General features: G+C 51.5%; 21 protein-coding genes. 13 read left to right on the top strand and 8 right to left on the bottom strand.

The features are described from left to right. Positions 1-13: 13 nt before the first annotated feature. The 3 genes from OGX66_RS14550 to tolC form a co-directional block, all read right to left on the bottom strand. Positions 14-1,174, bottom strand: coding sequence for a glutathionylspermidine synthase family protein (locus tag OGX66_RS14550; RefSeq protein ID WP_003024594.1), 1,161 nt, complete (start codon positions 1,172-1,174; stop codon positions 14-16). Between the two features lie 5 nt (positions 1,175-1,179). Then, a complete protein-coding gene (locus tag OGX66_RS14555) occupies positions 1,180-1,857 on the bottom strand; it encodes a DUF1190 family protein (RefSeq protein WP_003024591.1) in 678 nt (225 codons plus the stop codon). A 157-nt stretch (positions 1,858-2,014) separates the two neighbouring features. Continuing rightward, complete coding sequence (tolC, locus tag OGX66_RS14560) at positions 2,015-3,493, bottom strand: outer membrane channel protein TolC (RefSeq protein WP_085951568.1); 1,479 nt, start codon at positions 3,491-3,493, stop codon at positions 2,015-2,017. A 198-nt stretch (positions 3,494-3,691) separates the two neighbouring features. On the opposite strand from tolC, the gene nudF reads away from it, so the two are divergent. The 5 genes from nudF to parE are packed head-to-tail and all read left to right on the top strand — an operon-like array spanning position 3,692 to position 8,097. Next, a complete protein-coding gene (nudF, locus tag OGX66_RS14565) occupies positions 3,692-4,324 on the top strand; it encodes an ADP-ribose diphosphatase (RefSeq protein WP_003024585.1) in 633 nt (210 codons plus the stop codon). Beyond that, positions 4,321-4,743 carry a DUF1249 family protein gene (locus OGX66_RS14570; RefSeq protein WP_003024582.1) on the top strand — a complete coding sequence of 141 codons (423 nt, stop codon included), beginning with the start codon at positions 4,321-4,323 and terminating at the stop codon, positions 4,741-4,743. Before nudF ends, OGX66_RS14570 begins: the two co-directional genes overlap by 4 nt. A 24-nt stretch (positions 4,744-4,767) precedes the next feature. Continuing rightward, positions 4,768-5,595, top strand: a complete 828-nt coding sequence (cpdA, locus tag OGX66_RS14575) for a 3',5'-cyclic-AMP phosphodiesterase (RefSeq protein ID WP_003838143.1) — start codon at positions 4,768-4,770, stop codon at positions 5,593-5,595. Then, positions 5,595-6,176: an esterase YqiA gene (gene yqiA / locus OGX66_RS14580; protein ID WP_088903060.1), complete on the top strand. Its 582-nt coding sequence runs from the start codon at positions 5,595-5,597 to the stop codon at positions 6,174-6,176. Before cpdA ends, yqiA begins: the two co-directional genes overlap by 1 nt. A gap of 28 nt (positions 6,177-6,204) precedes the next feature. Next, positions 6,205-8,097: a DNA topoisomerase IV subunit B gene (gene parE / locus OGX66_RS14585; protein ID WP_003024571.1), complete on the top strand. Its 1,893-nt coding sequence runs from the start codon at positions 6,205-6,207 to the stop codon at positions 8,095-8,097. A 40-nt stretch (positions 8,098-8,137) separates the two neighbouring features. Here the strand turns inward: parE and OGX66_RS14590 are convergent, their stop codons facing one another. Continuing rightward, positions 8,138-8,989 (bottom strand): helix-turn-helix transcriptional regulator, encoded by an 852-nt coding sequence (locus OGX66_RS14590; protein ID WP_044700874.1) that lies wholly within the window; start codon positions 8,987-8,989, stop codon positions 8,138-8,140. A 165-nt stretch (positions 8,990-9,154) separates the two neighbouring features. Between OGX66_RS14590 and OGX66_RS14595 the strand changes: the two genes are divergently transcribed. Genes OGX66_RS14595 through OGX66_RS14605 form a run of 3 tightly spaced genes read left to right on the top strand, consistent with a single transcriptional unit; the run spans position 9,155 to position 13,468 of the window. Continuing rightward, a complete protein-coding gene (locus OGX66_RS14595) occupies positions 9,155-10,975 on the top strand; it encodes a DUF2264 domain-containing protein (RefSeq protein ID WP_088903061.1) in 1,821 nt (606 codons plus the stop codon). A gap of 10 nt (positions 10,976-10,985) precedes the next feature. Beyond that, positions 10,986-12,254 carry an oligosaccharide MFS transporter gene (locus tag OGX66_RS14600; RefSeq protein WP_088903393.1) on the top strand — a complete coding sequence of 423 codons (1,269 nt, stop codon included), beginning with the start codon at positions 10,986-10,988 and terminating at the stop codon, positions 12,252-12,254. Positions 12,255-12,277: 23 nt separating this feature from the next. After that, positions 12,278-13,468: a glycoside hydrolase family 88 protein gene (locus OGX66_RS14605; protein WP_003846324.1), complete on the top strand. Its 1,191-nt coding sequence runs from the start codon at positions 12,278-12,280 to the stop codon at positions 13,466-13,468. Between the two features lie 72 nt (positions 13,469-13,540). On the opposite strand, the gene OGX66_RS14610 is transcribed toward OGX66_RS14605, so the two are convergent. Both OGX66_RS14610 and OGX66_RS14615 read right to left on the bottom strand, forming a co-directional pair. Then, on the bottom strand, positions 13,541-13,855 hold the full coding sequence (locus OGX66_RS14610) for a putative quinol monooxygenase (RefSeq protein WP_003024557.1): 315 nt from the start codon (positions 13,853-13,855) through the stop codon (positions 13,541-13,543). Positions 13,856-13,885: 30 nt separating this feature from the next. After that, positions 13,886-14,467 (bottom strand): NAD(P)H-dependent oxidoreductase, encoded by a 582-nt coding sequence (locus tag OGX66_RS14615; protein WP_088903062.1) that lies wholly within the window; start codon positions 14,465-14,467, stop codon positions 13,886-13,888. Positions 14,468-14,720: 253 nt separating this feature from the next. On the opposite strand from OGX66_RS14615, the gene OGX66_RS14620 reads away from it, so the two are divergent. Genes OGX66_RS14620 through OGX66_RS14630 form a run of 3 tightly spaced genes read left to right on the top strand, consistent with a single transcriptional unit; the run spans position 14,721 to position 16,252 of the window. After that, positions 14,721-15,200 (top strand): Hcp family type VI secretion system effector, encoded by a 480-nt coding sequence (locus OGX66_RS14620; protein WP_049002562.1) that lies wholly within the window; start codon positions 14,721-14,723, stop codon positions 15,198-15,200. 2 nt (positions 15,201-15,202) lie between these two features. Beyond that, positions 15,203-15,913, top strand: coding sequence for a hypothetical protein (locus OGX66_RS14625; RefSeq protein WP_048232789.1), 711 nt, complete (start codon positions 15,203-15,205; stop codon positions 15,911-15,913). Positions 15,914-15,919: 6 nt separating this feature from the next. After that, on the top strand, positions 15,920-16,252 hold the full coding sequence (locus OGX66_RS14630) for a DUF2645 family protein (RefSeq protein WP_044713727.1): 333 nt from the start codon (positions 15,920-15,922) through the stop codon (positions 16,250-16,252). 7 nt (positions 16,253-16,259) lie between these two features. Here the strand turns inward: OGX66_RS14630 and qseC are convergent, their stop codons facing one another. Both qseC and qseB read right to left on the bottom strand, forming a co-directional pair. Further along, entirely contained in the window at positions 16,260-17,609 is a 1,350-nt protein-coding gene (qseC, locus tag OGX66_RS14635) for a quorum sensing histidine kinase QseC (protein WP_044713728.1), read from the bottom strand. Then, the gene (gene qseB, locus OGX66_RS14640; RefSeq protein WP_003024547.1) at positions 17,606-18,265 is read right to left on the bottom strand and encodes a quorum sensing response regulator transcription factor QseB; all 660 of its coding nucleotides are present in this window, start codon (positions 18,263-18,265) and stop codon (positions 17,606-17,608) included. Before qseB ends, qseC begins: the two co-directional genes overlap by 4 nt. A gap of 150 nt (positions 18,266-18,415) precedes the next feature. On the opposite strand from qseB, the gene OGX66_RS14645 reads away from it, so the two are divergent. After that, positions 18,416-18,814, top strand: coding sequence for a YgiW/YdeI family stress tolerance OB fold protein (locus OGX66_RS14645; RefSeq protein WP_003024544.1), 399 nt, complete (start codon positions 18,416-18,418; stop codon positions 18,812-18,814). A gap of 118 nt (positions 18,815-18,932) precedes the next feature. Beyond that, positions 18,933-21,191 carry a DNA topoisomerase IV subunit A gene (gene parC / locus OGX66_RS14650; RefSeq protein WP_003024543.1) on the top strand — a complete coding sequence of 753 codons (2,259 nt, stop codon included), beginning with the start codon at positions 18,933-18,935 and terminating at the stop codon, positions 21,189-21,191. Positions 21,192-21,343: the final 152 nt, after the last annotated feature.

Genomic DNA, 21,343 nt, shown 5'->3' on the forward strand with positions numbered 1-21,343 from the left:
CCGGCACTCTCAATCATTCGACAAAAATATGCGGATAGAAACGTGACAGATCCTGCGTGATCAACGCGCGGTCTTCACGAATGCCGATCCCTGCGGGTTGATCGTTGATCAGCCAACTGCCAATCAGCATATAGCTGTCGCCAAACTTCGGTAGCTGATGGAACTGCTGCACGATCATGCCTTCTTCACCGTACGGTCCTTCCACAGATTCGATCGTTTTACCGTTCTCAATGATGGAGACGTTAGCTCCCTCGCGCGAGAAGATCGGTTTGACAACGAATTTATCCATCTGTGGGTAGTCGTCTTCGGCGAAATACGCTGGCAGCAGGTTCGGATGATTCGGGAACATTTCCCATAACAGCGGTAACAGTGCTTTATTGGAAATAATGCTCTTCCAGGCGGGTTCCAGCCAGCGAACGCCAGCGTCTTCCAGCTTGGTGGAGAACATTTCACGCAGCATGAATTCCCACGGATAGAGCTTGAACAGGTTAGCGATCACCTGATCCTGCATATCGGTGAATTGGCCTTTTTCACCAAGACCAATATCTTCTACATAGAGGAATTCTGTAGCGATCTCAGCTTCGGCCGCGCAATCCTGCAGATACTGGATCGTACCGCGATCTTCCACCGTATCACGACAGCAGGTCAGATGTAGCAGTTGAAAACCATACTGTTCACGCAGCTCGGTGAAACGCTCGATAAGCTTTTCCTGCAGACTGTTGAACTGATCGCTGCCTTCCGGCAGGTTGCCCGCATTGAGCTGATCTTCCAGCCAGATCCACTGGAAAAACGCGGCTTCGTACAGCGAGGTTGGCGTATCAGCGTTATTTTCCAGCAGTTTGGGTTCACCGGTTCCATCCCACGCCAGATCGAGACGTGAATAGAGCGACGGTTGCTGTGTCAGCCAGGACTGGCGGACAAAACCCCAGGTATGCTTCGGAATGCGAAACTTGGTCATCAGCTCATCGCTGGCAATGACCTTTTCCACCACTTTGAGGCACATTTGATGCAGCTCTGCGGTGACCTCTTCCAGCTTTTCAACCTGAGCAAGGGTGAGTTTGTAGTACGCGTCTTCACACCAGTACGGCTCGCCGTACATAGTGTGAAAATTAAAACCGTATTCGGTGGCTTTATCGCGCCAGTCCGGGCGCTCAACAATACTGACTCTTTCCATGACGATCAGCCACCCATTGAACGTGTGGTGGTGCCGCTTGCGCTACGCTGCATGGTGCTCTGTTTGGCCACAGACTCACCAAATCCGCCGCGGGTTACGGTAGAGGTGGTGGCTGGTTTCGGTGCCATAGCGGTTTTCGGTACGGTCATGGTGCGACCCGGCGTTGCTGCGCCGTAGTTTTTACCGCTGGCATCTGTGTATTTGCCGTAAGCCGGGCTGGCTGGGTTTTTCGAGCTAAACAGCGGTTGCTGAGCGCCCATTCCGCCACCCATCAGTCGGCCCATCATGTAGCCTGCCATCAGTGGCATCCAGAAGCTGCCGCTGCTTTGATTCTGCGCCTGAGCCTGACCTTCACCGGTCGGCGCCATACCTGCTTGCGCAGGAGCCTGCTGGCACTGGCCTTCGCCGAATTCAGCGATACAGTCTTCACGAGTGGCGTATTTTGGCGCGGTACGTTCAGCTTCTTTCAGCGCATTGTTAAACGCGGTAGTACATTCGGCGCTTTTACCTGGATTCGCTGCAGAGCAGTCGTCAGCGTTCTGATAAAGCGAAACCGTTTCGTCACTCTTTTCACAGCCCGCGAGCATAAACACTGCGGTAACTGCCAGGGCGACAGGAGTCAGATGGCGCGCGCTCCAGCTTTTGCGGAACGAGGCGTGATGTATAGATTTTGTCCGTTTCATTTTTGTCTTCCAGGACCCAGTGGTAAACACAGTAAATAATGCTCAGGATAGAGGATGACTGGTCGAAATTGAAGCGGGAAGAGGCGAGAATGCGCAGGAAGGGGCGGATCTTTACGTTGTCTTACGTTCAGACGGGGCCGAAGCCCCGTCATCAGCATCAGTTACGGAACGGGTTGTTGCCGTTGCTGCTGGTTGAACGTGCTGCTGTCGGCTGAGCCGCAGGCAAATTGCCAGTGCCGTTAAAGTCATTCACGGCGGCATCTTGTTGTGGATTTTGCGGTGCCACGGTATCCGGCGTTGTGGATACCGGTTTACCCAGCGTATTGTTCAGTGCCACCAAATCCTGCTCGTTCAGCGTACCGAGCGCAGATTTGACGTTTAACTGATTGATAAGATAGGTATAACGCGCATTTGCCAGTTGTTGCTTGGCGTTGTACAGCGTGGTGGTGGCATCCAACACATCCACAATGGTACGTGTACCTACGGAATAACCGGCTTCCATCGCATCCAATGAGCTTTGAGCAGAGACAACCGCTTGTTTGTACGCGTTAATGCTACTAATAGAAGCATTAATGTTGTTGAATGAAGAACGAACGGTCTGCACCACGCTACGGTGTGCGCTTTCCAGTTGTTCACTCGCGCCAACAAAGTTGTACTGCGCTTGTTTCACCTGCGAGTTAACCATCCCGCCCTGGTACAGCGGCAGCGAGAAGCTCAGACCGATTTTGTTCTGGCCCATGTTGCTGTCGTCATACTGGGAGCTGTTGGTTTTAGATCCGCTGTACGAGGTGTCAGATACCCCGGTAGAGGCGGTTAAATCCAGCGTTGGTAAGTGACCATCCTGTGCCTGACGAATCTGCTCACGCGCCAGATCCTGGCTTAAACGCGCCTGCAATAAAGTCAGGTTGCGGTTTTCCGCTTCTTTCAGTAGCGCATTCACCGCCTGCGGTTTGTTGGTTTTGAAACCATCAACATTCAGCGAAGCCAGTTCCGGGTAATAGTTACCGGTCACCTGACGCAGCTGTTCTACCGCGTTATCCAGATTGTTACGCGCGGTCACTTCGTTCGCCAGCACGGTGTCGTATTGTGAACGGGCGTTCTGCACGTCAGTGATGGCGACCAGACCAACGTTAAAACGCTGAGTGGTCTGATCTAACTGACGATAAACCGCATCTTTCTGTGCCTGGGTGTAAGACAGCACATCAATCGCGTTCAGTACGTTAAAATAGGCCGTAGCGGTATTCAGGATCAGCGTTTGCTGATCGGTCTGATACGTTACGTCCTGGATGCCCGCTGATTTTTCTTGCAGCGTCAGGGCACGCCATTTAGACATGTCGAACAGCGTCTGAGTCAATTGTAATGACGCGCTGGTGGCATTGGAGTTGACGCCGTTTGCATCACGGTAGCCATTGCTGTAGGTGTAATCGGCACCTAAACCCAGTTGCGGCAGTAATGGACTACGCGCTTCGTTAATTTTTTCGAATGCAGCATCGCGATCGGCGGCGGATTTACGCAATTCCGGGTTGCTCAGGCGTGCTTGCTGATAAACCTGCATCAGGTTTTCTGCCTGGCTCAAAGTACTGAACCCCGACAGGCTCAGGCCGATAAGGATGGGGAGCAATTTCTTCATTTGCATTCCTTGTTGTGAAGCAGTATTTAGCGCTGATCAAATGTAAAAATATTTGCTGATTCTAGCAGAATCCGCCACTGCAAAAAGTTGGCGTTACGTGCCATACGGCGTTAATTTGCATCAATTTAACACAAGGGCGTTCAAACATCAGTCAAACGACCTTGAAATTCACATTTTAATCACTATTGGTTTCAGGACAGCACAATGCGTAAACCAGACAACTTGCCAATGACTTTCACTAAAAATGATGTAGAAATTATTGCACGAGAAACGCTATACCGCGGTTTTTTTTCACTGGATCTTTATCGGTTCCGCCATCGCCTGTTTAACGGTGGTATGAGCGGTGAGGTAAAGCGCGAAATTTTTGAGCGCGGACACGCGGCAGTCTTGCTACCCTTTGACCCTGAGCGGGACGAAGTTGTACTGGTCGAGCAGATACGTATCGCGGCGTTTGATACCAGCGAAAGCCCGTGGCTACTGGAAATGGTAGCCGGAATGATCGAAGAGGGCGAAACCGTTGAAGATGTGGCCCGTCGTGAAGCGATGGAAGAAGCCGGACTGGACGTTAAACGTACGAAACCCGTTCTGAGCTATCTGGCAAGCCCTGGCGGCACCAGTGAGCGCCTGTCTATTTTAGTTGGCGAAGTGGACGCTACGACCGCGAGCGGAATTCATGGTCTGGCTGATGAAAACGAAGATATTCGTGTTCATGTGGTGAGCCGGGAGCAGGCTTATCAATGGGTAGAAGAGGGGAAAATCGACAACGCGGCTTCTGTCATCGCCTTGCAATGGTTACAGCTGCACTATCAAGAGTTAAAAACTGAGTGGAAAAAATGAAGCGTTACACACCTGACTTCCCTGAAATGATGCGCCTGTGCGAAACCAACTATTCGCAATTGCGCCGCCTGCTGCCACGTAATGATGCAGCCGGTGAAACAGTGAGCTATCAGGTAGCAAACGCACAATATCGGTTAACGATCGTTGAATCGACCCGATACACTACGCTTGTCGCGATCGAACAAACGGCGCCGGCCGTCACATACTGGAGCCTGCCGTCATTGACCGTGCGCCTGTATCATGACGCGAGGGTGGCTGAAGTGTGTTCAAGTCAGCAGATCTTTCGCTTCAAAGCGCGGTATGATTATCCAAATAAAAAGTTGCATCAACGCGACGAAAAGCATCAAATTAATCAGTTTCTGGCCGACTGGCTACGGTACTGTTTAGCACATGGAGCGATGGCGATTCCGGTTTATTAGCGTCGTGAAACCTAAGGACACCATTTGGAAAGCCTGTTAACCCTTCCTTTGGCTGGTGAGGCCAGAGTCAGGATCTTACAAATTACAGACACTCACCTGTTTGCCGAAAAGCATGAAACGCTGCTGGGTGTGAATACCTGGGACAGTTATCAATCCGTACTGGATGCCATACATGCAGAGTCGCCTGAGTACGATCTGATCGTCGCGACGGGTGATTTGGCGCAGGATCAATCCGCTGCGGCCTATCAGCATTTTGCTGAAGGCATCGCAAGCTTTCGTGCGCCCTGCGTTTGGCTACCGGGCAATCACGATTTTCAGCCGGCAATGTACAGCGCGCTGCAGGACGCGGGAATTTCCCCTGCCAAGCGTGTTTTCATCGGTGAGCAGTGGCAAATATTGTTGCTCGACAGCCAGGTGTTCGGCGTTCCCCACGGTGAATTAAGTGAATTCCAGCTCGAATGGCTGGAGCGTAAACTTGCTGATGCACCAGAGCGTAATACCTTGCTGCTTCTGCATCATCATCCTCTGCCTGCGGGTTGTAGCTGGCTCGATCAGCATAGCCTGCGCAATGCCGCTGAGCTGGATAACGTGCTGGTGAATTATCCACGCGTGAAGTATCTGCTGTGCGGGCATATTCATCAGGAACTGGATCTGGACTGGAACGGACGCCGCCTGCTGGCGACGCCATCGACCTGCGTGCAGTTTAAGCCGCACTGTTCCAACTTCACATTGGATACCATCAGCCCCGGCTGGCGGACGCTGGAGCTTTTTGCTGACGGGACGTTGCAGACTCAGGTACGTCGTCTGCAGGGTAATCGGTTCCACCCTGATACCGCTTCAGAAGGCTACTGATGTCTACGCTTCTCTATCTTCACGGATTTAATAGCTCTCCTCGTTCGGCGAAGGCGTGTTTGCTGAAAAACTGGTTGACGGAGCACCATCCGCACGTTGAGATGATCGTACCGCAGTTACCGCCGTATCCGGCCCAGGCCGCAGAGATGCTGGAATCGATCATTCTTGAACATGGCGGAGAGTCGTTGGGGATTGTCGGCTCCTCATTAGGTGGTTATTACGCCACCTGGCTGTCGCAATGTTTTATGCTGCCGGCAGTGGTGGTGAACCCTGCTGTACGGCCTTATGAACTGCTGGTCGACTATCTCGGTCAAAACGAGAACCCCTACACGGGGCAGCAATATGTGCTAGAGTCACGCCATATTTACGATCTTAAAGTCATGCAGATTGACCCGCTGGAAGCGCCGGATTTGATCTGGCTGCTCCAACAAACGGGCGATGAAGTGTTGGACTACCGCCAGGCGGTGGCGTATTACGCCTCCTGCCGTCAGACAGTTATTGAGGGCGGAAACCACGCATTCACGGGCTTCGAAGATTATTTCAACCCGATTGTCGATTTCCTTGGACTGCACAGTTTCTGACGATCAATTCGAATTGCTTATTTAAACCATGACGCAAACTTATAACGCTGATGCCATTGAGGTACTCACTGGGCTTGAGCCGGTACGCCGTCGCCCTGGGATGTACACCGATACGACCCGTCCGAACCATCTTGGACAGGAAGTGATTGATAACAGTGTGGATGAAGCACTGGCGGGCCACGCGAAACGCGTGGACGTGATCTTACATGCCGACCAGTCTCTGGAAGTCATTGATGACGGACGCGGCATGCCAGTAGACATTCACCCTGAAGAGGGCGTTCCGGCGGTTGAGCTGATCCTCTGTCGTCTGCACGCGGGCGGCAAGTTCTCCAACAAGAACTACCAGTTCTCCGGTGGTCTGCACGGTGTGGGGATCTCCGTTGTTAACGCCCTGTCCAAACGTGTGGAAGTGAACGTACGCCGCGATGGGCAGGTATACAACATCGCGTTTGAGAATGGCGATAAAGTGCAGGATTTACAGGTTGTCGGTACCTGCGGCAAACGCAATACCGGGACCAGCGTGCACTTCTGGCCGGATGAAAGCTTCTTTGACAGCCCGCGTTTTTCTGTTTCGCGCTTAACGCACGTACTGAAAGCCAAAGCGGTACTGTGCCCGGGCGTTGAGATCACCTTCAAGGATGAGGTCAACAACAGCGAACAGCGCTGGTGCTACCAGGATGGTCTGAATGACTATCTGAGCGAAGCGGTGAATGGCCTACCGACTCTGCCGGAAAAACCGTTTATCGGTAATTTCAGCGGTGAGACGGAGACAGTGGACTGGGCGCTGCTCTGGCTGCCGGAAGGCGGTGAGCTGCTGACCGAAAGCTATGTGAACCTGATCCCAACTATGCAGGGCGGGACGCACGTCAACGGTCTGCGTCAGGGTCTGCTGGATGCGATGCGCGAGTTCTGCGAATACCGCAATATTTTGCCGCGCGGCGTGAAGCTGTCGGCGGAAGATATCTGGGATCGCTGTGCTTACGTGCTGTCGGTAAAAATGCAGGATCCGCAGTTTGCCGGACAAACCAAAGAACGCCTCTCTTCGCGTCAGTGTGCGGCGTTTGTTTCTGGCGTGGTGAAAGATGCCTTCAGCCTGTGGCTGAACCAGAACGTACAGTCCGCCGAACTGCTGGCTGAGATGGCGATTTCCAGCGCCCAGCGTCGTCTGCGCGCGGCGAAAAAAGTGGTGCGTAAAAAGCTGACCAGCGGCCCGGCGCTGCCGGGTAAACTGGCGGACTGTACTGCACAGGATCTTAACCGCACCGAACTGTTTCTCGTCGAAGGTGACTCCGCAGGTGGTTCCGCCAAACAGGCGCGCGATCGTGAATATCAGGCGATCATGCCGCTCAAAGGTAAGATCCTCAATACCTGGGAAGTATCTTCTGATGAAGTTCTGGCGTCTCAGGAAGTGCACGATATTTCGGTGGCGATCGGTATCGATCCGGACAGCGACGATCTGAGCCAGTTGCGTTACGGTAAGATCTGTATCCTGGCGGATGCGGACTCCGATGGTCTGCACATCGCCACGCTGCTGTGCGCACTGTTTGTGAAGCACTTCCGCACGTTGGTGAAACACGGTCACGTGTACGTGGCGCTGCCGCCGTTATACCGTATCGACCTCGGTAAAGAGGTGTATTACGCGCTGACGGAAGAAGAGAAAGCGGGCGTACTGGAGCAGTTAAAGCGCAAGAAAGGTAAGCCGAACGTGCAGCGCTTTAAAGGACTGGGTGAAATGAACCCGATGCAGCTTCGTGAAACCACGCTGGATCCGAACACCCGTCGCCTGGTGCAGCTCATTATCGATGATGAAGACGATCAGCGCACCAACGCAATGATGGATATGCTGCTGGCCAAGAAGCGTTCTGAAGACCGTCGTAACTGGTTGCAAGAGAAAGGCGACCTGGCGGATCTCGAAGGCTAATTGACCGTTGAATGCCGGAAAAGCAACGTGCTTTCCGGCGTTATTGTTTATGCCGCTTGCGATACTGCAACGGCGTCTCGCCAATGCCTTTACCGAAGGCGCTGATGAAGTATGTTACCTCTGAAAATCCCACCTTTTGAGCAATCTCCCGCACGCTGATTTCACTGTGTAACAGCGCTTCACAGGCTTTGCGTAACCGCAGCGTATTGAGATAGTCGAGAATGCTCTCGCCCGTTTCCATCTGGAAGCGGCGGGATACATAGCTTTTGGATTTATCCAGTTCCTGCGCCAGCGCCGCCAGACTAAATTTGTGGGTGTAATGCTCATCCAGCCAGAACATCACCTGACTGGCAATTCCGCTGCTAATTTCCGGCATATTGCCATTATCGTCAGGTAACAGGCTGAATAAATTGACTAACAGACAGGCAACCTGCTCAGTGCTCAGCGGTTTCTGAGCGGCCATTTTTTCATAACGGCTGAAGAGAAAATCAACATGTGGATGAACATCCGCCGCGTCGACGACCCATGCTTCACTGCCGCGAATGCTCAGATTTTGCAGATGCTGTTGAGTATGAGGCAAGTCGCGCAGCACCTTCAGTACCGCATGTTGATCGAGATGAATAATGGTACGTCGATAACCATCCCGCGCCTGCTCATCGACCCAGATCTTGTGTAGGGTAAACGGCGGGAAAAAGAACATTCGTCCCGGTCGCATGGTGTATTGCTTATGGTCAACCGTAACCACGCCAAAGCCTTCTTCCACATACAGCACTTCCAGACACTGATGCCAGTGGTGATAACGCACCGTATTGGCGAATAAACGGCTGAACGACGCAACCGCATCATTAAGGGCGATCAGCTCCAGACGTTCTTGCGGTGAGGATAAAGTCATAGTGCAATAAATTTAAATTTTTGCCGCCGAATGGTAATTTATAAACCCTATTTTTAAATTTTCTCAATCACTGTTTTACTTTAATTCTGGTGCTGTGATTGACGTAACATTTCTGCTGCTCTGCGATTCACTATTCTTTAGCCACTTAATTCAGAGGGGCAGATTATGTGGTCAGCAACTGAAGAAAAATCAAATCCATTGTCATCACGCGAAGACGTAACGTGTGCGGTTAACGCCATTTTACGTGCGCTGGATCGGCAGTTTCCGGCGGGAAAGGCTCAGTTTTCTCTTGGCAATACCTGTGCTCACTACAGCGCGGATATTGCCTGTATGGAAGGGCTTTCCCGGGCGTTGTGGGGGCTATTTCCGCTGATGGCTGGCGGGGCTAAAGTGCCGTTTGCCGAAAAGTACATTCAGGCGATAAAACTCGGTACTGACCCACAAAGCCCACATTACTGGGGAGACACCGGTCCTTACGATCAGCGTCTGGTTGAGATGGCTGCTTATGGCCTGGGTCTGGCATTGTTACAGACGCAATTAACGCAGCATTTCTCCCTGAGCGAACGCGAGAATCTGCACCGCTGGCTGAATCAGATAACCGACTCGCAAATGCCGGACAGCAACTGGAACTACTTTGCGATTATCGTTCAGCTTGGTTTCAAGCGTGCGGGTCTGCCTTACGATCAGGCAGCTATCGATCGCCGCTTTGAGCTGATGGAAGCCTACTATCTTGGTGACGGTTGGTATTCCGATGGTCCCGGTCGACCGAAAGATTACTACATCTCAATGGCTTTTCACTTCTACGGCCTGTTGTATGCCACCCTCAGCCCGGATGACACCGAACGCGCTGTCGTTCTGCGTGAACGTTCGCGCTTGTTTGCCGAAGATTTTATTTACCTGTCCGCCGCTGACGGCGCATCGGTGCCGTTTGGCCGCAGCCTGACCTACCGCTTTGCCATGGTTGCCTTCTGGAGCGCGGTGGCGTTTGCCGAACTGGATGTTCTTTCGCCAGGCATAATCAAAGGGGTGATCCTGCGTCATTTGCGCTGGTGGCAGAAGCAGCCGATTTTCGATCGTGATGGCATTCTGACGCTGGGGTTTGCCTACCCGAATCTGGCGATGTGTGAAGACTACAACTCGCCGGGATCGCCTTATTGGGCATTGAAGGTTTTTTTGATTCTTGCACTGCCGGAGGATCATCCATTCTGGCAGGCTGAAGAGCTGGCGCTACCGCAACTGGTTGAAAAACGTGTTATCCCCCATGCTGCGCAGATCCTGCAGCATAGTGAGCATTCTGAGCATGTCATGATGTTGACCTCAGGCCAGCTTGAACTGAACAACTACGTTAATACCGAAGCCAAATACACCAAATTTGCCTACTCCAGCCGCTTTGGTTTCACCATTGAGCGCGGCCGTTACGGCATCAAACATGCGGCCTGTGACTCTATGCTGCTGTTGGCGGACGGCGATGGCTACTATCGTGGCCGTCGTCAGTGCGACGAGGTTCGGGTCGATGAGAATTTTATCTGGTCCCGCTGGGCTCCCTGGCATGACGTAATGATTGAGACCTGGCTTGTCCCGTTTGGCGAATGGCATCTTCGCCTGCACCGTATTAACAGTGCGCGAACGCTGCAAACGGTGGAAGGGGGATTTGCGGTGATGAAAGCCGAGCCCCGGTTATGTGAGCGTGGATGCCTCCTTGCGGCATGCAACGGAACCAGCGTTATCGTTGATCTGTCGCCGTCCATAGTTCGCCAGCCAGACAGCGTGGTCACGCCGCCGAACAGTAGCATCATGTTCCCTGAATGTGCGTCGATTCCTGTGTTGACCAGCGAAATCCCGCAGGGCGAAAGCTGGCTTTGCTGCGCCGTGAGTGCCAGCGGGCAGCAAAGACAGTACTCAGCCGTTCCGCAGCTATCCATCAACAATAACCAGGTTGTTATTCAGCAACCTGAAAATGCACGCCAGTTGTCGTTCTTTTTATAGCGAGGGTGGTATGAAAAATAATTCAACGGGAAATCGGACTGAATATTATAAAATAAGCAGTTTTATATTCCTTTATTTCTTTACCTGGTCCGCAAGTATTGGTTTGTTGGCTATCTGGTTGGGGCAAAAAGCGCAGTTGAGCGGTACGGTGATCGGCACCGTATTTGCTGTGAACGGTATTTTCTCGGTTATTCTGAAGCCTATTTATGGCTATATCCTCGATAAAATAGGTATGAGCAAATATCTGCTCTATTTCGTCGTAGTGATGTCAGCGTTAATGGCACCGTTTTTTATTTATGTCTATCAGCCATTATTACTCTCCAATACTATGCTGGGTATTATAGTTGGCGCGATTTACTTGAGCTTTGCGTGGTATGCCGGGGTGGCGGCCTGTGAATCTTATTCTGACCGCTACAGCCGTCTGAACGGCATGGAGTTTGGGCAGATCCGTATGTGGGGGTCGCTTGGCTGGGCGGTGGCGTCATCGTTCTCTGGCCTGCTGTTTAACCTCTCACCGGCCTATAACTTTATGCTCGGCAGCCTGACGTCAGTGGTGATGCTGGTTGTTCTGGTGAGTCTGAAAGTCAATGTCAATGCGGCCAACGCCTCGGAGGTGATAACTAAAGAGAAAATCTCCCCGACGGATGTTTACGCCCTGCTGCGTAATCGCAAATTTTGGGCATTCTGCCTGTACGTTGCGGGCGTGGCGTGGATGATGTTTATCGCGGAGCAGCAGTTCTCCCGCTACTTCGTCACTTTCTTTGCCGATGTACATGAAGGGAACGCCGTCTTTGGTTATCTGGGCACAGTGCAGTCGGGAATGGAATTTGTCATGTACATGGTCATTCCGCTATTCGTCAATTATATTGGCGCGAAGCGTGGTCTGCTGATTGTTGGGGCGCTGGTGGGCGCGCGATTGGTGATATCTGGGCTATGTGACTCTCATTTATTAATTTCTGTGCTGAAGCCGCTATACGGTTTGGAGATCTGTTTATTACTGGTTTCCGTCTTCAAATATATTGCCGCGCATTTTGATAAACGTGTCAATGCGACCATGTATTTACTGGGTTATCAGGCGATGCTGTATGTCGGTAACGTGGTGGTTTCCTCTCCTGCCGGATTAATGTACGACCGGATAGGCTTTGAGAAGACATATATCATTATGGGCATTGTGGCGCTGACCTTTACATTGATATCGGCATTTACTTTATCAGCCTGTCAGAGCAAACGTGGCAAAAATATCGCTCTCGATATTGCTGAAAATACCCCTGCAAAATAATTTACGTCATAAGGAACCGAAATATGTTAAATCATATCGTTGAGGAATCGTTGCGCGTATTTCCTGGCAGTCCGGTTAATCCCGGCAGTTTTCAGGATCAAATAAGTTGCGCCCGAGAAGATGTCCTCGAATTGATTAGCCGTCATTTAACGGAATTCGGTGAACAATTTCCTGCCGAAACCTGTGTGCAAGGTTATTACCCACTGACAGAGAATGTGGAATGGACGACCAGCTTCTGGACCGGGCAGTTATGGCTGGCGTGGGAAATGAGTGGTGAGAGCAAATTTCGTGAGATGGCGGAGAAGCATGTGCGTTCGTTTGGTCTGCGTATTGCCGGACGCCACGATACCAACACCCACGACCTGGGATTCCTCTACACGCTTTCCTGTGTGGCGGCCTGGCGATTGACCGGCAATCGCGATGCTCGAGGTTTTTCCCTGATGGCGGCAGAAGCGCTGTTGGAGCGTTTTCATGAAAAGGCGCAGATCATCCAGGCGTGGGGCGATCTTCGCGATCCCGATCAGGCAGGACGGATGATCATTGACTGCAATATGAATCTGCCGCTGCTGTACTGGGCTAGCGAGCAAACGGGCGATCCGCGTTTTGCGAATGCGGCGAAGGCCCACGTTGCGCAGGCAGCCAAATATCTGATCCGCCAGGATGCGTCGACCTTCCACACCTACTATATGGACGTGCAAACCGGCGCACCGCGTTACGGTAATACGCAGCAGGGCTATGCTGATGATTCTTGCTGGTCGCGTGGGCAGGCATGGGGGATTTATGGTTTTCTGCTGAGCTATATTTACACTGGCGATACACAAATGGTGCAGCTGTCGAAAAAGCTGGCCAACTACTTTCTTAATCGCCTGCCGGAAGATGCCGTTTGCCACTGGGATCTGGCATTAGTCGGAACCGATGCGCTGCGCGATTCATCTTCGGCGGCGATTGCCGTCTGTGGTCTGCTGGAGCTGATTAAACATCTGCCGGTGACCGATCCGGATCGCGAGTGCTACCAGCAGTGGGCGATGGGGATCATGTCTTCGCTGACCAGGCATTATCTGATGGGTAAAGATGAACAGGGGAACGGGCTACTGAAACACTCGGTGTATCACCTGTCGAGCAACAAAGGGGTCGATGAGTGTGCAAGTTGGGGGGATTATTTCTACGTTGAAGCGTTAATGCGCTTCACTCAGAGCTGGAAGCTCTACTGGTAAGGAGTGCCCGGTGGCGCTGCGGTTGAATGCCGGATGGTGGCCTAAAACGCCTCATCCGGCAAATCGACAACCTTAAATACCCGACTCCAGAATTCGAATATTCATGTCCAGCACGTCACCTTTCACGGCTTCGCTGTAGGCTTTCATATGCGGGGTCTGCAAATGCGCTTCAAGATGCGCGATGCTTTCCCACTGCTCAACCATCACGATTGAATCTGGCGCTGTGGTCTGAAAACTCACACCTGCGGCATGATCCACCATCGGCGCATAGCCGTGGCAGCCTTCTTCTTTCAGTACGGTCGGAACGATTTTAGCAAACTGATCCAGTACCGCCTGGCGGTGATGTTGACCTGGACGTGTACGGATTTCTGCAATAACGGTAAGCATGGTTAACTCCTTCTAATTCCAGGTTACCAGTTAACCAAAAATTTCGGTCAGATGCTTGCGATATTCTGCGATATAACGCGGGACGTCCGGTATTTTAATCACGTCATTGGTGATAAAGGTCGGCAGCGCTTCCATTCCCAGGAACTGGTTTGCTTTATGGAACGGGAGATAGACGCCATCAACACCAACGCCATGGAAGAACTGGTCTTTTTCAGTGAAAGCTTCCATCGGTGCGTTCCAGGTCAGCGACAGCATGTATTTTTTGCCCTGAATCAGCCCGCCGGAGCCATATTTTTTAGAGGCATCTGAACGTGTGCGGCCATCGCTGGCGTACAGCGTGCCGTGACCTTCGGTAAACACGTCATCGATGTATTTTTTCACGGTCCACGGTGCGCCCATCCACCAGCCTGGCATCTGCCAGATAACCGCATCGGCCCAGACGAAATTCTGCACTTCTGTTTTTACGTCATAATCGCTGTCCGCGCGTACGACTTTAACATCATGCCCGAGGTCGCGCAGGATACCGTCCGCGACCTCGGTCAGGGTGTCATTCAGTTGGCCATTAGAATGGCCGAATTTTTTCGCCCCGTTGATAATCAGAATGTTGCTCATTTTGTTGTCCTCAAGGAAATACGTTTGAGGACGATTTTACCCCCACCAGCGGTGCGGTGAAATTAGCAAAATGTGCAAAGTCTTTTGCGTTTATAGCAATAATTTTTTGCGAGCCAAGAGTGATTAGCTGAGTATAAGGCTAAATGAATTCTGAAATGTGTGTAACTGATAGGGGGAGAGATTTTTTATCCTAGTGAAGGAATAAAATGCTGTGGCTAGTTTTCCAAAAACATCAACATACTGGGGGATAACAATGGCCAATATTATATATGCGACTGTTACCGGTGAAAAGCAGGGCATGATTTCTGCTGGTTGTGGAACATCTGCTTCTATTGGTAATAAATACCAAATAAATCACACTGATGAAATTTTTGTCCTTCAATTCGATCATTCTATTAGTCGAGAGCATAATGTTTTACATCATCCTGTGAAATTTTATAAACCGATAGATAAGTCATCACCCTTGTTAAGTGCTGCGATATCTGAAAATGAAAAATTATCGGTTGTATTTGACTTTTATAGAACCGCCTCCGGTGGTGGTATTGAAAGATTTTACTCTATTGAGTTACAGGAAGTTTATTTGTCTAACATCTCATCCTGCTATCCTCATGTGCTAACTCATGTTGGTAATCAACCAGAGGAAATTGTTATGCTGAGTTATAAAAATATTACATGGAAACATCTTATTGCCGGTACTGAATCATATAGCTTATGGGATGAAAGGATTTTTTGACAATGAAAACTGATTTTGTGTTGAAAAACCGTTTCTGTACTATCCCACAGACAAAATTTCGGAAATGGGATGAAATTGATGTTTTATTTTGGAAGTTGGGTAGAAATGATGCGCGTGGTCGTTCAGGAGTTTTTTATTTGAATGCCTATAAAGATGCATATGTACAATACAACAGAGATAAAATCATTAATCATGCTAATGCTGCGGGGATACGCTCTGACCTGCTTGGTGCAGTAGCATGGATTGAATCAGGAGGAATGCCTGAAAATTTTAAATTTCAAGTTTTTGAAGCTAAAAGAATGATCGGGTTGGCGAATAAGCCTATAGATAAAACATCATTTGGTTCGGTAGCAGCACAGATACGCGTTGCGGCTGTTACATTTGGTCTTGATCCTTCGGAACTGACTACCAGGGATCAGTTGGAGTTAGCAACTTGTCTCATGGAGGATGATTTTAACTTGCGTGTTACAGCAAATTATTTGAGAGATCTTATTCTCTATGATTATCCTGATGTAGCAACACTTTATATGACCGATGAGCAATACATAATGGCAGGTGTGAGGTATAATCGGGGAGTTCAAAGGCGTTTAGACGATTTCATCCGATTAATAAGAAATCTACCCAAACGAGGTACAGAAGACTATAACTATATATCCTATGGTATGAGATTGCTGGAAATAAGAGAACATATCAGAACATTACTTAGAGAGTAATTATATATGTTAAAAGAAAAAATAATATCCATACTTGAAGTGTTTATATACATAGTCCTTGCATATTGGTTAACCGACACATTTTTTGCCTTCAATAAATACAGTTGGATGCTTGAACTGGATGACTCAATTTGTAGTATACCTGTCGTGTCAAACGATAACCGCAGTTTGCAGGCTGCCGTTGCAGCCTTTTTTTTGCTTACACCGCTTATCATTATCCTCATCAGAAAACTCTATGTCCGAAGAATGTTTGATTTCTGGTTATCTTGTCTCGCGATAGCCACCTGCCTTTTCTTCGGCTGGTGGCTTTTTTGGGGGCGTTATTTAAATTGCCACTAAGTCTGGTCTACCAACTGATCTTAGCTTCAAACCCGCCTTCCGGTGCGTTGCCAAACGAGGCTGACATTCCATGCAGTGTTGCGATACGGCGGACAATTGACAGGCCGAGACCGCTGCCGGTCACGCTTTGTCCCGGTGGACGATAAAAACGTTCACCAATGTGTGTAAGTACCTCCGGCGCAACGCCAGGACCATTATCTTTGACGCTGAAATTGCGGGCGTTGAGCGTCACTTCCACAATGCTCCCCTGCGGACTGTAGCGAATGGCATTATCCAGCAGATTTCGTACCATCAGGCTCAGCAACAGCGGCTGGCCTGTGCGCATAATATTGTGTGCGTTAATCTGCAAACGTACGTCAATGTGCGCCTGCTGGGCCGGGTGGTAGATATCCATCACCGCGGATTGCAGTAGCTCCTCCAATGAAATTTCCGCCACATCCTGAAGATTATCGAGGGAGTCGAGGCGCGAAAGCGTCAGGAGCTGATCGACCAGTCGGGTGGCGCGTTCAATTCCCGCATGTAGCTGCGCCAGCGCTTTTTCCCGCGTTTGCGGGTCGTCGTCTGACAGTTGCACCACTTCGGTTTGCACCTTCAGCGCGGTCAACGGACTGCGCAGCTCATGGGCGGCATCAGAAGTGAAGCGGCGTTCACGCACCATCATTGAGTGGATGCGGGTAAACAGCTGATTTAGCGATTCAACCAGCGGGCGCACTTCGCTTGGCACACCTTTCGGGTCGAGCGGCTCTTCTGATTCCGGGGCGCGCCAGCGCAGAGCTTGCGCCAGTTTTTTTAGCGGCTTGAGTTCGCGACTCAGCATGACCACCAGGATCAGCAACATCAGCGGCAGCGCAACCAGCCACGGGGTTAATTGTGCAGTAAGGATCGACAGCGCCATATCCTCCCGATATTCCCACTCCTGGCCCACCACAATGCGATATTTTCCATCAGCGGAATTCAGCCACAGGAAGCGCCAGGAATCGCTGTCGCCCCTGAGTTGGCCGTCGCTAAACCCTTCCCGGCTGTAGGTGTAGGGAATATCCTGGCCATTATCGCCATCGTGTAGCACCATTTTGCCGTCGGTGGAGTAGATGGCAAACGCCAGTGCGTCGTCATCAATATGGCCATGCTTCAGTTTCTTTGGCGTGCGGGCCATATTGCTTGAGGTGGTGACATCGCTGATATCCAGCGTGCTAAGCCGCTTGGCGAACAGCATCAGTTGGGTATCAAACAGCTCATCGACATTATCGGTAGTCTGCCTCCAGGCCACAAAACTGGATACGGCCCAGGTGGCTGATGCCAGAATCAGAAAAATAAGCGTTAGCCTGACGCGCAGGCTGAGGCGTTGTGTGAGTTTCATGCGTCACCCAGGGTGTAGCCAATGCCATGCACGGTACGGATAAAGTCGCTGCCGAGCTTACGGCGTAAGTGATGAACGTGGACCTCAACCGCATTGCTGGAGACATTTTCGTCCCAGGTATACAGTTTTTCTTCAATCAGTTTGCGGGGCAGGACGCGACCTTTGTTGCGCATCAGCAGTTCCAGCAGCGCGAACTCTTTAGGTTTGAGTGACAAAGGTTCACCCGCCGCCGTGGCGACCAATGCGCCAGGATCGAGCGTTACCTGGCCATGGCGCAATGTGTTGCTGGCCTGGCCGCTGGCACGACGCACCAGCGCCTCCAGTCTGGCAGCAACTTCGATTAGCGCAAAGGGTTTACACAGATAGTCATCTGCGCCCAGGCGCAGGCCTTCAACGCGTTCCGCCAGCGCGTCGCGAGCGGTCAGAATCAGTACCGGCTCCTGCTTCCCGTTAGCTCGCCATTCGCGCAAAATGTCCCGTCCGTCTATGCCTGGCAGTGTCAGGTCGAGGATTACCGCATCATAAGGTGCGCTGTAGAGTGCTTCTTTCCCCTGGCGGCCTTCGGTAAACCAGTCAATGCTGAAACCCATTTTACTCAGACCTGTTTTCAGGCCATCGCCAATCAACGTGTCATCTTCGATCAGTAAAATACGCATATGTTCTTCCCTGCGATAACTCATTTGCAGTCAGTAAACCTGTGGCTACAGTCTCTGTACAGTAAAAAAAGTATCTTTTTTTGCCTTAAGAACTTGTTAAGGATTAACTTATTTAATAGTCGTAAACCAACATGAAAGGGAGACATGACGATGAAAAAATTAGCTGCAATGGTTGCCGTAATGGCACTGTGTTCCGCACCTGTTCTGGCAGCTCAGCAGGGCGGCTTCTCTGGGCCAACGACAACCACTACGCAGAGCCAAAACGGCGGATTTGTCGGCCCTAACGGTAGCAGCACGACAGTAGAAAGCGCCAAATCACTGCGTGATGACACCTGGGTTACCCTGCGCGGGAACATCGTTGAGCGTATTTCCGACGACCTGTATGTGTTTAAAGATGCGACCGGCACAGTGAATGTGGATATCGACCACAAGCGCTGGAACGGCGTAACCGTCACACCGCAGGATGTGGTTGAAATCCAGGGTGAAGTGGATAAAGACTGGAACTCCGTTGAAATCGACGTGAAACAGATTACCAAAGTTGCTAAGTAATCCCCATCAGGGCCGCATTCGCGGCCCTTTTCTTTGTGACTCAACACGCCAGATAGGGTAGTATCTGCGGCAATATTGCCCTTCAATAGAGGGGTACAAAGTTGAGGAACCACGATTAATGAGCGATATGGCAGAGCGCCTGGCGCTGCATGAATTCACGGAAAACGCCTATCTGAACTATTCCATGTACGTCATCATGGATAGGGCGTTGCCGTTTATTGGCGATGGTTTGAAACCCGTTCAGCGTCGCATCGTGTACGCGATGTCCGAACTGGGGCTGAATGCCAGCGCCAAATTTAAAAAATCCGCCCGTACCGTCGGTGACGTGCTGGGTAAATACCATCCGCACGGCGACAGCGCCTGCTATGAAGCGATGGTGCTGATGGCGCAGCCGTTCTCTTACCGTTATCCGCTGGTTGACGGGCAGGGGAACTGGGGGGCGCCGGACGATCCGAAATCCTTCGCGGCGATGCGTTATACCGAATCCCGCCTGTCTAAATATGCGGAAGTCCTGCTGGGTGAACTCGGTCAGGGCACGTCGGACTGGGTGCCGAACTTCGATGGCACCATGCAGGAGCCGAAGATGCTGCCTGCGCGTCTGCCAAATATTCTGCTCAACGGTACGACCGGTATTGCCGTTGGTATGGCAACGGACATTCCGCCGCACAACCTGCGTGAAGTGGCAAAAGCAGCGATTACTCTGATTGAGCAGCCGAAAACGACGCTGGATCAGTTGCTGGATATCGTGCAGGGGCCGGATTACCCGACCGAAGCGGAGATCATTACCTCGCGCGCGGAGATTCGTAAGATTTACGAAAACGGACGCGGCTCCGTACGTATGCGTGCGGTATGGACGAAAGAAGACGGCGCGGTGGTGATTTCCGCGCTGCCACATCAGGTTTCCGGGGCAAAAGTGCTGGAGCAGATCGCTGCTCAAATGCGCAATAAAAAGCTGCCGATGGTAGACGACCTGCGCGACGAATCGGATCACGAAAACCCGACTCGTCTGGTGATTGTCCCGCGCTCCAATCGCGTGGATATGGAGCAGGTGATGAACCACCTGTTTGCCACCACCGATCTGGAAAAAAGTTACCGCATCAACCTGAACATGATCGGTCTTGATGGTCGTCCGGCGGTGAAAAACCTGCTGGAGATCCTCACCGAATGGCTGGCGTTCCGCCGCGATACCGTGCGCCGCCGCCTGAATTATCGTCTGGAAAAAGTGCTCAAGCGCCTGCACATCCTTGAAGGCTTGCTGGTGGCGTTCCTCAATATTGACGAAGTAATCGAAATTATTCGTCATGAAGATGAACCTAAGCCAGAGCTGATGTCGCGGTTTGGTATTTCTGAAACCCAGGCTGAAGCCATCCTTGAGCTGAAATTGCGCCATCTTGCCAAACTCGAAGAGATGAAAATCCGCGGCGAGCAGGATGAACTGGCGAAAGAGCGCGATCAGTTGCAGGCCATTCTGGCTTCTGAACGTAAAATGAATAACCTGCTGAAGAAAGAGCTGCAGGCTGACGCTGAGGCCTATGGCGACGATCGTCGTTCTCCGTTGCAGGAGCGCGAAGAAGCGAAGGCGATGAGCGAGCACGACATGCTGCCGTCTGAGCCGGTGACTATTGTGTTGTCCCAGAGTGGCTGGGTGCGTAGCGCGAAAGGCCACGACATCGATGCGCCGGGATTAAGCTATAAAGCGGGCGACAGCTTTAAGTCGGCAGTGAAGGGTAAGAGCAATCAGCCGGTGGTGTTCGTGGACTCGACCGGCCGCAGCTATGCCATCGATCCGATTACGCTGCCGTCGGCGCGCGGTCAGGGTGAACCGCTGACCGGGAAGCTCACTCTGCCGCCGGGCGCGACGGTTGAGCACATGCTGATGGAAGGCGATGATCAGAAACTGCTGATGGCATCGGATGCGGGCTATGGTTTTGTCTGCACCTTCAATGACCTGGTAGCACGTAACCGTGCAGGTAAGGCATTGATTACGCTGCCAGAGAATGCGCGCGTCATGCAGCCGGTGGTGATTGAAGATGAAACCGATATGCTGCTGGCGATTACTCAGGCTGGTCGCATGTTGATGTTCCCGGTGAGCGATTTACCGCAGTTGTCGAAAGGCAAAGGGAACAAGATCATTAATATCCCTTCAGCGGAAGCGGCGAAAGGCGAGGATGGTCTGGCGCAACTTTACGTGCTGCCGCCGCAGAGCACGCTGACTATCCACGTCGGTAAGCGCAAAATCAAACTGCGTCCCGAAGAGTTGCAGAAAGTGACCGGCGAGCGCGGCCGTCGCGGCACGCTAATGCGTGGTCTGCAGCGTATCGACAGCATTGAGATTGACTCGCCTCGACGCGCCAGTCACGGCGACAGCGAAGAATAACGCTACCGTCCGGCTCTCCCTGTTAAAGCCCAGGGAGAGCCAACGTTAAAAATTCCCGTGAAACCGTTGTTTATTCGTGCGTTGCGATTAACAATACGCTTTTCCAGAGAGCCGCCCTTAACAAAGCCCTAACCTGATACCGCGTGATGAAT

Source organism: Citrobacter sp. Cf072 (assembly GCF_030334485.1).
In the GTDB taxonomy this organism is placed as follows: domain Bacteria; phylum Pseudomonadota; class Gammaproteobacteria; order Enterobacterales; family Enterobacteriaceae; genus Citrobacter; species Citrobacter freundii.

Excerpts from the sequence above, each read along its gene's own strand:
- OGX66_RS14590 (WP_044700874.1), bottom strand. The coding sequence starts at position 8,989 with ATGACTTTATCCTCACCGCAAGAACGTCTGGAGCTGATCGCCCTTAAT.
- OGX66_RS14600 (WP_088903393.1), top strand. The coding sequence starts at position 10,986 with ATGAAAAATAATTCAACGGGAAATCGGACTGAATATTATAAAATAAGC.
- yqiA (WP_088903060.1), top strand. The coding sequence starts at position 5,595 with ATGTCTACGCTTCTCTATCTTCACGGATTTAATAGCTCTCCTCGTTCG.
- OGX66_RS14630 (WP_044713727.1), top strand. The coding sequence starts at position 15,920 with ATGTTAAAAGAAAAAATAATATCCATACTTGAAGTGTTTATATACATA.
- OGX66_RS14555 (WP_003024591.1), bottom strand. The coding sequence starts at position 1,857 with ATGAAACGGACAAAATCTATACATCACGCCTCGTTCCGCAAAAGCTGG.
- OGX66_RS14645 (WP_003024544.1), top strand. The coding sequence starts at position 18,416 with ATGAAAAAATTAGCTGCAATGGTTGCCGTAATGGCACTGTGTTCCGCA.
- OGX66_RS14625 (WP_048232789.1), top strand. The coding sequence starts at position 15,203 with ATGAAAACTGATTTTGTGTTGAAAAACCGTTTCTGTACTATCCCACAG.
- qseC (WP_044713728.1), bottom strand. The coding sequence starts at position 17,609 with ATGAAACTCACACAACGCCTCAGCCTGCGCGTCAGGCTAACGCTTATT.
- OGX66_RS14605 (WP_003846324.1), top strand. The coding sequence starts at position 12,278 with ATGTTAAATCATATCGTTGAGGAATCGTTGCGCGTATTTCCTGGCAGT.
- OGX66_RS14610 (WP_003024557.1), bottom strand. The coding sequence starts at position 13,855 with ATGCTTACCGTTATTGCAGAAATCCGTACACGTCCAGGTCAACATCAC.
- parC (WP_003024543.1), top strand. The coding sequence starts at position 18,933 with ATGAGCGATATGGCAGAGCGCCTGGCGCTGCATGAATTCACGGAAAAC.
- OGX66_RS14595 (WP_088903061.1), top strand. The coding sequence starts at position 9,155 with ATGTGGTCAGCAACTGAAGAAAAATCAAATCCATTGTCATCACGCGAA.
- nudF (WP_003024585.1), top strand. The coding sequence starts at position 3,692 with ATGCGTAAACCAGACAACTTGCCAATGACTTTCACTAAAAATGATGTA.
- parE (WP_003024571.1), top strand. The coding sequence starts at position 6,205 with ATGACGCAAACTTATAACGCTGATGCCATTGAGGTACTCACTGGGCTT.
- qseB (WP_003024547.1), bottom strand. The coding sequence starts at position 18,265 with ATGCGTATTTTACTGATCGAAGATGACACGTTGATTGGCGATGGCCTG.
- OGX66_RS14570 (WP_003024582.1), top strand. The coding sequence starts at position 4,321 with ATGAAGCGTTACACACCTGACTTCCCTGAAATGATGCGCCTGTGCGAA.
- tolC (WP_085951568.1), bottom strand. The coding sequence starts at position 3,493 with ATGCAAATGAAGAAATTGCTCCCCATCCTTATCGGCCTGAGCCTGTCG.
- OGX66_RS14550 (WP_003024594.1), bottom strand. The coding sequence starts at position 1,174 with ATGGAAAGAGTCAGTATTGTTGAGCGCCCGGACTGGCGCGATAAAGCC.
- OGX66_RS14615 (WP_088903062.1), bottom strand. The coding sequence starts at position 14,467 with ATGAGCAACATTCTGATTATCAACGGGGCGAAAAAATTCGGCCATTCT.
- OGX66_RS14620 (WP_049002562.1), top strand. The coding sequence starts at position 14,721 with ATGGCCAATATTATATATGCGACTGTTACCGGTGAAAAGCAGGGCATG.